Source organism: Aetokthonos hydrillicola CCALA 1050, assembly GCF_017591665.1.
Classification (GTDB): Bacteria; Cyanobacteriota; Cyanobacteriia; order Cyanobacteriales; family Nostocaceae; genus Aetokthonos; species Aetokthonos hydrillicola.
Map to the genome: position 1 here is coordinate 1 of NZ_JAAKGC010000025.1, position 12812 is coordinate 12812.

Consider the following 12812-nt stretch of genomic DNA (forward strand, 5'->3'; position numbering starts at 1 on the left):
TTGACCAGTCGTGGGGTTGGAAGCTCTGATAGTAATTTGGGGGGTACTGTTGGCATCAGAAGGAGATGTGGAGTTGCTGTTAGAAACTTTTGCACTATAAAGGGTTCCTGGCGCTGACTGTGCAACAACCTTACCCGCCAAGTTTGCAATTGCAGCTGTTGCGGCACTGGCGATCGCCAACTGACCAAATCGTCTACGTGGGATTCTTAAATTCATAAATCAAATTCCTAATACTGAATAATGGGATGATTTCAACTATGCAGGCACAACAATGAATGAGCTTGGAGTGGTGGGTTTAACTGCCATACTTGCCAGCACATTGACTGCTATTTGCTTTGCACGATTATCTTCACGAGGATTAGTCACACCATCACTATCTAACCCCCATACCCATTGAATCGAGCCTGTTGAAAACACTTTGGCTCCACTAGGCGCAGTGTAACGAACTGCATTTGATACTTGAGGATTTGCTCCAGGAGGAAAACCTTGAGTGTCGCTGGATGATAGGGTGTTCAATGTTTGCGAGTTAGATAAAGTAATCAATCCGCTTGGCGATGCGTTTCCATTCACTGCATCCCATTCAAAACCCACTAACCCAGTGAGCTTATCACCGTCTTTCAAACCAGTATTGGCGTAATAGGAGTCTGTACTATTTTGAATCACAAAATCGAACCCAGCATAAACATCATCGATATCACCGATGTACATCACTCCTATTAAGGCGCTTTCGGGGAGATTGTTAATTGGATCGCGGAACTTTGTAGTTGGCTCAGAAGTTGTTGCTGCAGCCTTATAACAAACCATCACCCGATTAGCTACCCCAGTTCTCGAGTTCTCAAACCTTACTCGCCAGTACGCGCTATTCGCACTGAAAAACCCTAAATTTATTCCTGCATCGCGAGAGTTCTGAACATTATTGCGCTGCTGTAGCGACCAATATTCATCATGCCCAACTGAGAGAAATACCTTATGAGTCCTCAATAACTGGGAGTTTGAGTGAACATCTACATTAGTCACATAAGTTACATCATAACCTTGAGACTCTAACCACCGGGCCATATTGTACTCCCAACGCAGCAAGTTGTTGAACTCACCAGTTAAAGTGGTCGTTTCTGAGAATGGTCTATCATAAGAAACCTTCACCGCCGCTTGACCATTGATACTATTGAATCCGTACAAGCTATAACCACCAGTGTTGCTGTAAGCCAGAAAAGTATTGAAGCTGCTCTGGAACAAAATATCAGAGGTTCTACTGTCGTCACGAACGACAAACCATATCTGAGATTGCTTACCAGTACTAGAATCAGTTAGCTTGGCAATATACAGACCGCTAGTCCAATCAAGACCAACAAAAAGCGTATAAGAAGTTGACCAATTACACTCCACGAGTCTGGTAGTAGAGTTAAGTGTACAAGCTGGTTGAGCGCTTCCATTGAGTGAACCACTGCTGGTTATCAACCTACCACCATTACCTCCGTAGTAACCTAAGCGATACACATCAATTGTGAATCTTCCACGCCTTGCTAGGGAAACTTTGAAAGCTATAGAGCTGCCTTTATTTACACTTGTGGCTGAGGCATAGCCAGCAATCTCATTTGAAGCTTGATTAGTGATCTTCCAGTTGGTTGTACCAGGTTTTTGATTTTCTATAACAATCGCATTCGCCATAGTAGTAGATACCTTAAAAATAGCATGGTGAGTCAATCCATATGAGCGCTGAGCTTGGATTTCTTACAAGCTTGGCAAGTTAGAATTGACAGAAATTAGATTTAGCTGACGAGCGAACTCTGTCAGCAGATAATGACACACTAAATACAGCATCCTGAACTCAGATTCATCTGAGGTATTCAGCTATGAAGAATTTTTTCTCCAGAGAAGTTACAGAGAAATAGCAAGATTAATTTGCTACCCACTTGCAAACAATTGATACTGAATTCTTGATAGTCAGATGGATAAAAAGTGCATTGCTCGGTTAACGAATGTTTTTGATCTTCAGGATTTATTATCCTAAAAAGGCTTAATAAAAAGTTTAAATGGCTATTATGTCTACAAAATCTTTACTATATTCTCATATAATTTTTATTTTGTTAAGTTTTTTTAGTGTGGAATTTAATTTTTAAACAGCTATTTGATAGCAAATAGCTGTCTCATATCAAAAATTTCTTCCTTTCCCTACTTATCTTTTGGGTTACGGGTTGACCGAAATTTTATACAACGCTTGAGAAAAGTTTGGGTTGACGTGTAATAACGGAGTGAACAAGTTAGGATTGTTAAGTATGCAATCGGCCTCTTCAGTAGAAGAAAAATTTCCATCTGTGAAGGGACCTAAGGCAATGAATGATATATCCAGCCTATGCAAATCATTTAAGGAGCAAGAACTCAGATAAACCACTTTCTTGTCAAGGTTTTTTCCATACAGTAAGTAACTGCGCACACTAAAAATGTAACCAATTTTTTCGCCCGGCTTCAATTTCTCTGACACATATTTGTAGGTATCGCCATAGATACTAGCGCGTTCAAACCCTCGTTGTTCACGAATTCCGTAAGTTATAACTCCTATTGATAAACCTAACATCACCCATGCAATTAAGTTAGGTAAGGTTACTAGAAAATCCTCTTTGAAGGGAAGAATAAAAAGAGTACAGAATGCTTCCCAAGTATAGGGATAGTAACCAATTTGTTCCACCATGGATGTGGCAGCAGTGAATCTAGCAAATTCAGGAAGCTTTGTAAATGAAAAATCTTGATACCAACGTGCCATTGATGGGAGATGGTACCACAGTGAATCGGAGTCAATAATAGGCTGAACCGCTGAGTACAAAAACAAAATAATACCCAAGCTAGTAATGTAAAATATTAGGGTTAGCTCAGGAGTTGCTGTTAATTGCTGACTCAATGGCCTAATTACCGAAATTCTCAAGAAAGAACGCCTAGAACATATTAATAATCCAAGTCCAGCCACCAGCATCATCGATTCCATCCACAATACTGTCCAAATGTTGAACTGACCCATCAATCCCAGCAATAGAGCAATACATACCTGAATTCCACTCCAAATTGTCAAGAAGCTAAGGAGATGATACGCTGACAGTTTATGAAGGTCACTATTGTGCCCTGCCACTGTAAAAGCTAGGGATAGACCAGCAGGACCAAAAAAGATGACTGAAAATAGGATGATCTGAAAAATATGATTAATCAAGGGCATTATTAGACGTGACGCTAAAAATATCAAATTGTTATAAAAAGCTACTAGAACATAGCAAAGCAGATTTGTTCTTGTTATTGAGGAGATGGCTTTCGTGGCTCAATAACCCCATGGAACTATGAAATTTTTACCAAACTCCAGATCAATAAGAGAGAGCGGACAAACGCTCGCTGCTGAGATCGCGGATGAATAAAGACTTTGAATACTTCGACTAAATCAAAGATTTAATGATCCTCAATCAGCGCTAGTTTTGAACCTGCGACTAATTGATTTTGGTGGATGCAGGTTGACTTGTGATTTTTTTTGCACCATCATAATACAATGATGCAACACAACAACACAACCATCAACTATCAATTTTATAAAAAGTTTATATAAGGTTGTTTTTTGTCACGGATTGTACAATCCGTGACAAAAAACAGCATCTGGGTATTTTGGTGAAATGCGGATGCGGCAGGGGTTCTAAAAAACTTTGTGATCTACTGATTGTTAACTATACAGGCAAAGTATTGGAATCAAAGGTTAATCTAACTCTCTCCGTCCTTCCAAAGCTCGTGCAAGAGTGACTTCATCAGCGTACTCCAAATCTCCGCCTACTGGTAAACCAAAAGCAATCCGCGTCACCTTGGTAAATGGCTTGAGTAATTGACCAACATATAACGTTGTTGTCTCACCCTCAACACTCGGACTAATCGCCAAAATCACCTCTGATGGATTTTGTTGACTGACTCGCCTTACCAAAGCTTGTACAGTTAACTGTTCTGGACCAATACCATCTATTGGGGAAATTACTCCACCTAAAACATGATACTTGCCTTTGTACTCACGAGTTTTTTCTAAGGCGATTACATCACGAGAATCTGCTACGACGCAAATAGTACTGTTATCACGGTTAGGGTTGCGACAGATTTCACAAACTGGCTCAGCTGATAGGTGAAAGCAGACAGAACACAAACCAACCTGCTTTTTTGCATCGATTAAGGCTTGGGCCAAAGCTTGTACTTCTGTTTCTGGTCGCTTTAAAATATGCAAGGCTAGGCGTTGAGCAGTTTTTGGTCCTACTCCTGGTAAGCGTTGCAGTTGCTCAATTAATCGTGCTAAAGGGCGTGCGTAAACCGTTGTCTTGTCTCCAAAATATTTGACTATACCAATATAGCAATCCGGAAGGAGTTCTAGACGTGAGAAATGGGGGTTACAAAAGAGCGATCGCGCTATTAAATTAAGTAGAGCGTTTAGGGTGACGAGAATTGACACTAGATTTTTGGGCGAGAACCAACGGCACTTGGATCAATGCCGTCAGCGTTATTGTAGGTACAACCACTGGTTTACTCTTAAAGAAGCATCTCCCCTCGCAGATGCAGAAGATCATCACACAAGGAGTGGGGTTGATCACCCTATTCATTGGATTTCAAATGGCTAGCAGCTTGACTCAAGTGAAGAATAGCCGGGTTGATGGTGTAGTATTGGGACTAATCGCGATCACATTGGGAGGTGTTTTGGGTGAGTGGTGGCGACTAGAAGAAAGGCTGTATTCTATTGGTGAGGTACTCAAAGCACGCTTTCAAGGTCACGGACACTTTACAGATGGCTTTGTAGCTAGTAGTTTACTATTTTGTGTTGGACCTATGGCTTTAATCGGCAGTCTTAACAACGGTTTAACGGGGAATAACACACTACTCATGCTTAAGGCGACGATGGACGGAATTAGCGCGATCGCTCTTAGTAGCAGCTTTGGTATCGGAGTAGGGTTTTCATCTGTAGTAGTGCTTTTGTACCAAGGTAGTGTCTCCCTCATAGCTGGATTGTTACTCCAAGTCTTACCGAACCCAACCAATCATCCCTGCTTGTTGCTAATCACAGGTGTAGGTGGTTTAACAATTTTAGGATTGGGATTAAACTTATTGGCAATAGCGCAAATTAGAGTAGCTTCTTTACTACCAAGCTTAATTATTGCACCTATGCTTTACTTATGGCTGAGATAGCTAGCACCAACCAAACAGCACTCCCTATCAGGTGCTAGGTATTCTCTATTCTTTATGTTTGCCTGAATCGGAATAGTAATTACAAACTCTGACCACTCACCAGGTTGAGAATTCACATCAATTTTTCCATGATGTTCTTCAACAACAATTTTATGGCAGATTGCTAAACCTAATCCTGTTCCTTTACCAGAGACCTTGGTAGTGTAAAGATAGTCGAACATTTGTGCTTTAACGTGTTGTGGTATACCTGTGCCATTATCTTTAATAGCAATCACTGCATATTGTTCATCTTGGCTAATATTTGTTGTCACGGTAATGGTATTAGGACTTGAGTTAATTTCGTCGAAAGTACGTCCTATATTCGATTCTTCCAAAGCATCAATTGCATTGGCTAAAATGTTCATAAATACTTGATTAAGATGACTTTGTAAGCACTCAATTGGCGGTAAGTCACCATAATTTTTGATCACTTTAATATCGGGACGATGTTCATTAGCTTTTAAGCGATGTTTTAGAATTAAAAGAGTACTATCAAGTCCTTCATGAATATCGAATGCGTGTTTTTGTAGTGTATCTGTGCGGGAGAAACTTCGCAAACTATGACTAATATCAAAAATACGTTCAACCCCTATTTCCATTGAATTCAACAGTTCAGGGAAGTCTTGTTTTATATATTCTAAATCAATAGATTTAATTGTTTTTTGAATGACTGCACTAGGCTCGGGATATTCTGCTTGATACAAAGCAATAAGTTTCAATAAATCGTGTAAGTATTGTTTAGCTGGAGAAATATTACCAGTGACAAAGCTGATAGGGTTATTGATTTCGTGTGCCACTCCAGCAACTAGATTACCCAATGCAGACATTTTTTCACTTTGTATAAGTTGGATTTGCATGTTTTGCATTTGCTCTAGGGTATACATGAGCCTCGCTGTTCGTTCTGCTACCCGGTTTTCTAGTTGTTCATTAACTGTTCGTAGTTCTTGATTGAGGTTACATAGTTGTAAATGCACATTGACTCTTGCTAAAACTTCTTCTTGTTGAAAAGGTTTGGTAATATAATCAACTGCCCCCAAAGAAAACCCTTTAACTTTATGTTCTGTTTCACTCAAGGCAGTCATAAAAATTACAGGTATATTTTGAGTGCTTTGAGTACTTTTAAGACGACGGCAGGTTTCAAAGCCGTCGATCCCAGGCATCATCACATCTAATAAAATTAAATCTGGGGTCACTACTTCTAGTTTTTCCAATGCACTCTCGCCGCTCTGAGCAATAAATACTCGGTGCCCTTGTGATTTTAAACAATCGAATAAAACTTTAATATTAGTGGGGTTATCATCTACGATTAAAATCTGGTTAGGTTGAGTTGTAGACATTATTTTACCTCTGCTATTGCCTGCTGAATAAATTTGAGAATTGCTACTTCATTCATTTCCTGAAGCAGTTGTAATAATTGGTCAGCAAATGGCTTGTAGGATTTATCTAACAGTAGAATACGTTGCACTTCTTGTTCTAGGGTGTCAATATCACCCATGCGAGCCGCTTGTTGCAAGATTTTTAACTCTTGAACACAAGGAAATACAAAGACAATAGGATTCTGAGGATGAACGGCGCAAGAAAGAGTTTCTGATTCCTGAATCCAAGTTAAACCCAAGTGAAAACCCAACTGTTCTAGCAATTCATCAGATTGAATCGGTTTGGGTAGAAAACCATTGCAACCTGTGGCTTGGCTCTGTTGACGGTTAAAATCAAACACGCTGGAAGAAGAGGCAATGATAACAGTGTGCTGAAATTGAGGAAGCGATCGCAATTTTTCCACCATCTCTAGTCCATCCATCACTGGCATAGACAAATCGGTGATAATACAATCGGGTTGATGGATGAGTGCTTGCTCTAAACCTTCCTCACCATTACTGGCTTCAATTAACTTAAAGTCTAGTGGTTCTAATAGGTTGTGAATCACAGAACGATTTTCCCAACGATCATCAACTATCAAAATCTGCCGACGTTTACCTTCATAAGCGACAATATTTTGGGTAGTCTTGTGAGTATCAATTTCTAGCGACTGTGAAGCAGCGATGACATTCACATCAAACCAAAAAGTACTACCCTCTCCCAAGGTGCTTGTTACATGGATCTGGCTACCCATCATTTGAGCAATTTGATGACTAATTGCCAGCCCTAACCCTGTGCCCTCAGTCATGCGGTGGCGATCGCCAACTTGCTCAAAAGGCATAAAAATCTTTTTTAATTGCTCTGCTGTCATCCCCACTCCCGTATCTCTCACTTCAAAGCGTATACAATACCTACCTTCAATGGATTCATCTACAACACCAACTCTAAAAAACACACCACCTTTATCAGTGAACTTGATGGCATTACTCAATAAATTAATTAATACTTGTCGTAAACGTTTTTCATCAGTATGGATGTACTGAGGCAATTTGTTTAATGCTTCGTATCTAAACTGGATCCCTTTTTGTTCAGCACGAACGCGGCAAATTTCTACAATGCTGTTGAGGAAGCCGATAAATGGAAAATCTTCAGTAACTAGTTCTAACTTACGCGCTTCTATTTTAGAAAGGTCTAAAATATCATTGATTAATGTCAGCAGGTGAGAACCACATTGGTAAATAATATTGAAAGCATCTTGTTGTTTTGGTGTAGATTGTTTTTCACGCATCAGAATTTGGGCATAACCCAAAATCCCATTGAGAGGAGTTCTTAACTCGTGACTCATATTAGCAAGAAATTCGCTTTTAGCCGCATTAGCCGCATCTGCAAATTCTTTTGCATCTTTGAGTTCAGCAGTTCGTTCTTCAACTCTGTGTTCCAACAACAGATTAGTTTGTTCTAATTCTTGATTAGTTTTTTGTAAAGTGATAAAGGCGTTTTGCAGTTGTGAAGCCATACTATTAAAAGCTATGGTTAACACACCAAGTTCATCCTGTCGGTTTGTGGGCACCGTTTGCTCAAAGTTTCCGTTAGCAAAAGCTGTTGCAGCATCTTTTAGCCTAATAATTGGTTGAGTAATCCATCGAGCTGTAATAATACCAACCACTAGAGATATTAGTAGGGCTAATAGCGATAAGATAATAGTATTACGGGTATTTTGATGAATCTGTCCCATAAAGTCAGCTTCTGGAACTGCCTCAATCACTAACCAATTTAACCCAAACTCATCTGTCCAAGGCGCAACCTTGACAAAAATGTTTTGTCCTTTTGCTTGAAATTGTATATGTTGATCACTCTGAACTTTGTTAAAATCAAATAATGCTTTTAAATGCTGGGCTGTAGTCTTGATTAGAGGATCATCACTTTCTTCTGCTTTTATACGTAGAATTTTGCCATTCTTATGTTTAAATGGAGGCTGAGCATTAGAGTTAGCAACTAGAAGTCCGTTGCGTTCTAAAATAAACACTCTACCATTTGGGCTAATCCTGATATCTCGTAAAAAACGGCTAATCAGTGAAAGCTTTAAATCTGTTCCTAAAACACCGATTAAACGGTTTTGGGGATTATATACTGGATAACTGTAAGAAATGGAAATAGCGTCTAAGTTTTGCCATTGGTAAATTTTACTCCAAATCGGCTTACCTGCCTTAACTGCATCAGTATACCAAGGGTCTAATAACGGGTCTGTATTACAAGTCTTTAATAGCTTACCTCTCGTACCGTCAGAATTCATGTTATAGACAGACATTTTTCTATCACCTGAACTGTCTAAAACCTCAAGATTAAAATTAACTCGTTCTCCATCTTTTTTATCTTTCAGTATGCCTGTAAATTTTCCATTCACATGACCAAAGTTAATATAACTAATATTAGAGTTTTTGATTTGCGTATAAAAATATTTTTCTAAAACATCCGAATTGTGATAATCTAAGATGCCTAAATTTATTAAATCATTATTAATTTTATTGATATAAACTGGAAGCTTTAAGTAGGAGTCTAAATGGAGAAAAACCTTAGAATTAACTTCACTTTGCAACTCGATAACTAAATCGTTAACTGTTTTCTGGCCATTCTTGAAGGAGAAATATCCGACTAACACAACAGTGATGCAAATTTGTATCACAAAGGGAACAATCAAAATTGTTCTTAGTCGGAGTCTGCGAAATATGGTTTCTGTACTTTGGTCCAATAATTTTCTAAGTTTAGTCATGATTATTTTTTAATAATATTATTCACCTGCTTTGTGTTTTGAAATTACCAACTTAATTAAAGACTAAGAAATCATCGTTAGTGAACTCTTTTCTTTATAGTTCCATATTTACCAAAAAATATAAGGATGTTGTAAATTTTGTGTTGATTATTTATAAATTGAAATTTCTGAAAATTAGGTATAGACTAGCTATTTTCGATATTGATTCTATAGATTATAGATATAATTATACATGTTTCTATATTGCCCTTGTTTTTCGTAAAAATATCATGAGATTTTAAAGTTCAAATAAAGTAATGGATGAAATTCTGCTTAAGAAAACATAGAAATTTTTACAAACTCTCTGCGTATACGTTATGAATAGATAATAGACAGCACACGACAGAGAGATTCCAGCAAATTTACCTTTAACTAGTGCAAAGATGAGATATAGTCTATTTAAATATGCAAAAATAGTTTATAGTTGCTTCAATTTTGTGGAATACAAACAAGAAATTCTTTATCAGACAATCATATTTTATAAGTACTAACACGATTGAAAATCGTACATTTCATATGGTTTGATTAATATCACAATATCTTGAATATACTCGAAAATAATACGTTTGGAGTACTCCATGTTAATTTCAATAGAAAATATTGAAGATCTTCTTCGCTCAGAATTTCGCAAGCAGGTTATTGCAGTAGGAATTAAAGATGCAGTAAAATTTTTGCGGCAATGGTTATACCTCTCTAGTCAAGTTGCTCGATTACACGGAGCAGCATTAGCCAGAGTAAATAGCCCAGACATCCAATATTTGTTAGCAGAAATAGCATATGGTGAGTGTGGCTCTGGCAATAGAAATAAAATTCATAGTAAATTACTGCATGAGTTAATTAACCAGTCTCCTTATGCAAAACTAATTACTCAAAATGTGGATATCCTCTTAAACCAATTTTTTGAAGCAACAGTAAGCAATTTATGCCGGATGAGCCAGGATGAAGCTATTGGATTCATCGTTGGCTTAGAAGCTCCTGCCTATGATATTCTAAATATGCTCAAGAAATCTTGTATGGCTGTCAACATACCAGAAAAAGCTGTAGTAGAGTCAGAGTATTTTATCATACATGATGCTGTGGAGAAAGAGCATCAAAAAGCAGGACATGAAGCTATAGAAATTATTATGTCTAATAGATGTGAATTAAGCAAAATTCACAAGGGTGGCCAATATGCAATTAACTTCTTAGCTACGATGGTAGGTAATCCTCTGACCTAAAAGCAATAGACTTTTAGGGGTGGACAGCTGCTCACCCCTATCTCATTGAGATATCTAAATTAAGCTGTTCCTAATATTAACCTGGCGGCCATGCCATTTGCCGTCCACCTAAAATATGCAAATGCAGGTGAAAAACAGTTTGACCGCCATCAGAACCATTATTGATAACTATGCGATAACCGTCTGTTTGTAGTCCTGCTTCTTCAGCAACCTGCTTAGCTACTAACAATAGATGTCCCAAAAGGTTACAGTCGTCAGGCTCAGCTTCAGCTATGTTAACAATAGGTTTTTTCGGAATGACGAGAATGTGAACGGGTGCTTGGGGGTTAATATCTTTAAAGGCAAGCGCTAAGTCATCTTCGTAAACAATATTGGCTGGAATTTCCCGCCGAATAATTTTACTAAAAATTGTCTCTTTCGTATTACTCATCAATTTACCAAAATAAATAAACGCCCTCAACCACTTTATCAGGCTTGTGCTTGTTATTTAACCCCGAAAAATTTGAAAAACTGTAAGTGTTTATACGCAGTGATATTTGCTGGAATTTGGGAATATTAAACAAGGAGTCAGAATTCAGAATACAGGAGCCAGAATAAATGAGATTCTGACTCCTGACTCCTGACTCCTGAATTCTTTCTATTAAAATCATCACTAAATCAAAGATTCCTCTATGTTAGCTAGAGTCTGGAGCGCATCAATTGTAGGTATCGACGCTGTAAAAGTAGGTGTCGAGGTCGATGTCTCGGGGGGATTACCAGGAATTATCGTTTTAGGACTTCCAGATTCAGCTATTCAGGAGTCACGTGAAAGGGTGAAAGCAACTCTGAAAAATGCTGGCTTTGCTTTCCCTATGAAAAAGATTGTCATTAATCTGACACCAGCAGATTTACGCAAAGAAGGTCCCTATTTTGATTTGCCTATTAGTATAGGAATTTTGACAGCTTCTGAGCAACTCAGTGCCGAGTTGTTGGGAGATTTTCTGTTTTTAGGGGAAGTTTCTCTTGATGGTACATTACTTCCTGTTGCGGGTATTTTGCCTATTGCTGCTAGTGCGCAAAAGATGGGAATTACTGGTTTGGTTGTTCCTTATGACAATGCACAAGAAGCGGCAGTCGTCGAAGGACTAGCAGTCTACGCTTTTAACAAGCTATCAGAGGTCACTGATTTTGTAAATAATCCAGGGCGCTACAAACCTGTGCAGCTTGATGATACGCTCAAAGAATTACATACAAGATCTTTACAAGCAGATCTGAAGGATGTAAAAGGGCAGATCCATGCTCGTCGTGCTTTGGAAATTGCAGCGGCAGGTGGACACAATTTGGTATTTGTGGGACCACCGGGTAGTGGTAAGACGATGTTAGCGCGGCGGTTACCTGGTATTTTACCACCATTATCTTTTCCTGAAGCTTTAGAAGTGACTCGGATTCATTCGGTGGCTGGTTTATTAAAAAACAGGGGGTCTTTGGTACGCGATCGCCCTTTCCGTAGTCCACACCACTCGGCTTCTGGTCCTTCTCTAGTTGGTGGTGGTAGTGTTCCCCGTCCTGGAGAAATCTCTTTAGCTCATCAAGGTGTACTTTTTATGGATGAACTCACCGAGTTTAAACGTGATGTTTTAGAATTCCTACGTCAGCCTTTAGAAGATGGCTCTGTAACAGTTTCCAGGACTAGGCAATCTGTAGTGTTTCCAGCTAGATTTACATTGGTTGCTAGTACAAATCCTTGCCCTTGTGGTTACTACGGCGATACTATCCAAAATTGTACTTGTTCTCCTCGGCAACGGGAGCAATATTGGGCAAAGCTTTCTGGCCCTTTAATGGATAGAATTGATTTGCAAGTTGCAGTTAATCGTCTCAAACCAGAGGAGATTATTCAACAGCCCACAGGAGAATCATCTGCACAAGTTCGAGAACGGGTACAAGCAGCACGCGATCGCGCCGTACATAGGTTTAAAACTGAATCAAATTTACGCTGCAATGCACATATGCAGAGTAGCCACCTTCAAAAATGGTGTGTATTGGATGATAGTAGCCAGAACTTATTAGAAAGCGCGATTAGGAAATTAGGCTTATCGGCAAGGGCGAGCGATCGTATTCTCAAAGTAGCACGTACCATTGCCGATTTAGCCGCGGATGATGACTTAAAACCCCAGTACGTTGCTGAAGCCATTCAGTACCGTACGATAGATAGAATGCAATGAAAA

The 12812-nt window shown here is 38.9% G+C and carries 9 protein-coding genes and 1 pseudogene; 3 read left to right on the plus strand and 7 right to left on the minus strand.

Annotated elements, in window-relative coordinates; translation table 11 throughout:
- The 4 genes and pseudogenes from G4P69_RS14975 to recR all read right to left on the minus strand — a co-directional run.
- Nucleotides 1–216, minus strand: a pseudogene (locus G4P69_RS14975) (hypothetical protein); the annotation flags it as partial.
- 39 nt (nucleotides 217–255) lie between these two features.
- Nucleotides 256–1668 carry a N,N-dimethylformamidase beta subunit family domain-containing protein gene (locus G4P69_RS14980; protein ID WP_208338634.1) on the minus strand — a complete coding sequence of 471 codons (1413 nt, stop codon included), beginning with the start codon at nucleotides 1666–1668 and terminating at the stop codon, nucleotides 256–258.
- 520 nt (nucleotides 1669–2188) lie between these two features.
- Nucleotides 2189–3205 carry a hypothetical protein gene (locus tag G4P69_RS14985; RefSeq protein ID WP_208338636.1) on the minus strand — a complete coding sequence of 339 codons (1017 nt, stop codon included), beginning with the start codon at nucleotides 3203–3205 and terminating at the stop codon, nucleotides 2189–2191.
- A 522-nt stretch (nucleotides 3206–3727) separates the two neighbouring features.
- Entirely contained in the window at nucleotides 3728–4351 is a 624-nt protein-coding gene (gene recR, locus G4P69_RS14990) for a recombination mediator RecR (RefSeq protein ID WP_208338804.1), read from the minus strand.
- A gap of 101 nt (nucleotides 4352–4452) precedes the next feature.
- Between recR and G4P69_RS14995 the strand changes: the two genes are divergently transcribed.
- Nucleotides 4453–5187: a DUF554 domain-containing protein gene (locus G4P69_RS14995; protein WP_208338638.1), complete on the plus strand. Its 735-nt coding sequence runs from the start codon at nucleotides 4453–4455 to the stop codon at nucleotides 5185–5187.
- Here G4P69_RS14995 and G4P69_RS15000 read toward each other — a convergent pair.
- Both G4P69_RS15000 and G4P69_RS15005 read right to left on the minus strand, forming a co-directional pair.
- Nucleotides 5169–6563: a hybrid sensor histidine kinase/response regulator gene (locus G4P69_RS15000; RefSeq protein ID WP_208338640.1), complete on the minus strand. Its 1395-nt coding sequence runs from the start codon at nucleotides 6561–6563 to the stop codon at nucleotides 5169–5171. The genes G4P69_RS14995 and G4P69_RS15000 overlap by 19 nt on opposite strands.
- A complete protein-coding gene (locus G4P69_RS15005; RefSeq protein WP_208338642.1) occupies nucleotides 6563–9352 on the minus strand; it encodes an ATP-binding protein in 2790 nt (929 codons plus the stop codon). Before G4P69_RS15005 ends, G4P69_RS15000 begins: the two co-directional genes overlap by 1 nt.
- 617 nt (nucleotides 9353–9969) lie before the next feature.
- On the opposite strand from G4P69_RS15005, the gene G4P69_RS15010 reads away from it, so the two are divergent.
- Nucleotides 9970–10608: an iron-containing redox enzyme family protein gene (locus G4P69_RS15010; RefSeq protein ID WP_208338643.1), complete on the plus strand. Its 639-nt coding sequence runs from the start codon at nucleotides 9970–9972 to the stop codon at nucleotides 10606–10608.
- Nucleotides 10609–10684: 76 nt separating this feature from the next.
- Here G4P69_RS15010 and G4P69_RS15015 read toward each other — a convergent pair whose 3' ends face one another.
- Nucleotides 10685–11038, minus strand: coding sequence for a histidine triad nucleotide-binding protein (locus tag G4P69_RS15015; protein ID WP_208338645.1), 354 nt, complete (start codon nucleotides 11036–11038; stop codon nucleotides 10685–10687).
- 241 nt (nucleotides 11039–11279) lie between these two features.
- Here G4P69_RS15015 and G4P69_RS15020 point away from each other — a divergent pair, with 241 nt between their 5' ends.
- Nucleotides 11280–12809 carry a YifB family Mg chelatase-like AAA ATPase gene (locus G4P69_RS15020; protein ID WP_208338647.1) on the plus strand — a complete coding sequence of 510 codons (1530 nt, stop codon included), beginning with the start codon at nucleotides 11280–11282 and terminating at the stop codon, nucleotides 12807–12809.
- The last annotated feature ends 3 nt before the right edge of the window (nucleotides 12810–12812 follow it).

Coding starts and splice junctions, on each gene's coding strand:
- G4P69_RS14980 (WP_208338634.1), bottom strand. CDS start 1,668: ATGGCGAATGCGATTGTTATAGAAAATCAAAAACCTGGTACAACCAAC.
- G4P69_RS14985 (WP_208338636.1), bottom strand. CDS start 3,205: ATGCCCTTGATTAATCATATTTTTCAGATCATCCTATTTTCAGTCATC.
- G4P69_RS15000 (WP_208338640.1), bottom strand. CDS start 6,563: ATGTCTACAACTCAACCTAACCAGATTTTAATCGTAGATGATAACCCC.
- G4P69_RS15005 (WP_208338642.1), bottom strand. CDS start 9,352: ATGACTAAACTTAGAAAATTATTGGACCAAAGTACAGAAACCATATTT.
- G4P69_RS15010 (WP_208338643.1), top strand. CDS start 9,970: ATGTTAATTTCAATAGAAAATATTGAAGATCTTCTTCGCTCAGAATTT.
- G4P69_RS15015 (WP_208338645.1), bottom strand. CDS start 11,038: ATGAGTAATACGAAAGAGACAATTTTTAGTAAAATTATTCGGCGGGAA.
- G4P69_RS15020 (WP_208338647.1), top strand. CDS start 11,280: ATGTTAGCTAGAGTCTGGAGCGCATCAATTGTAGGTATCGACGCTGTA.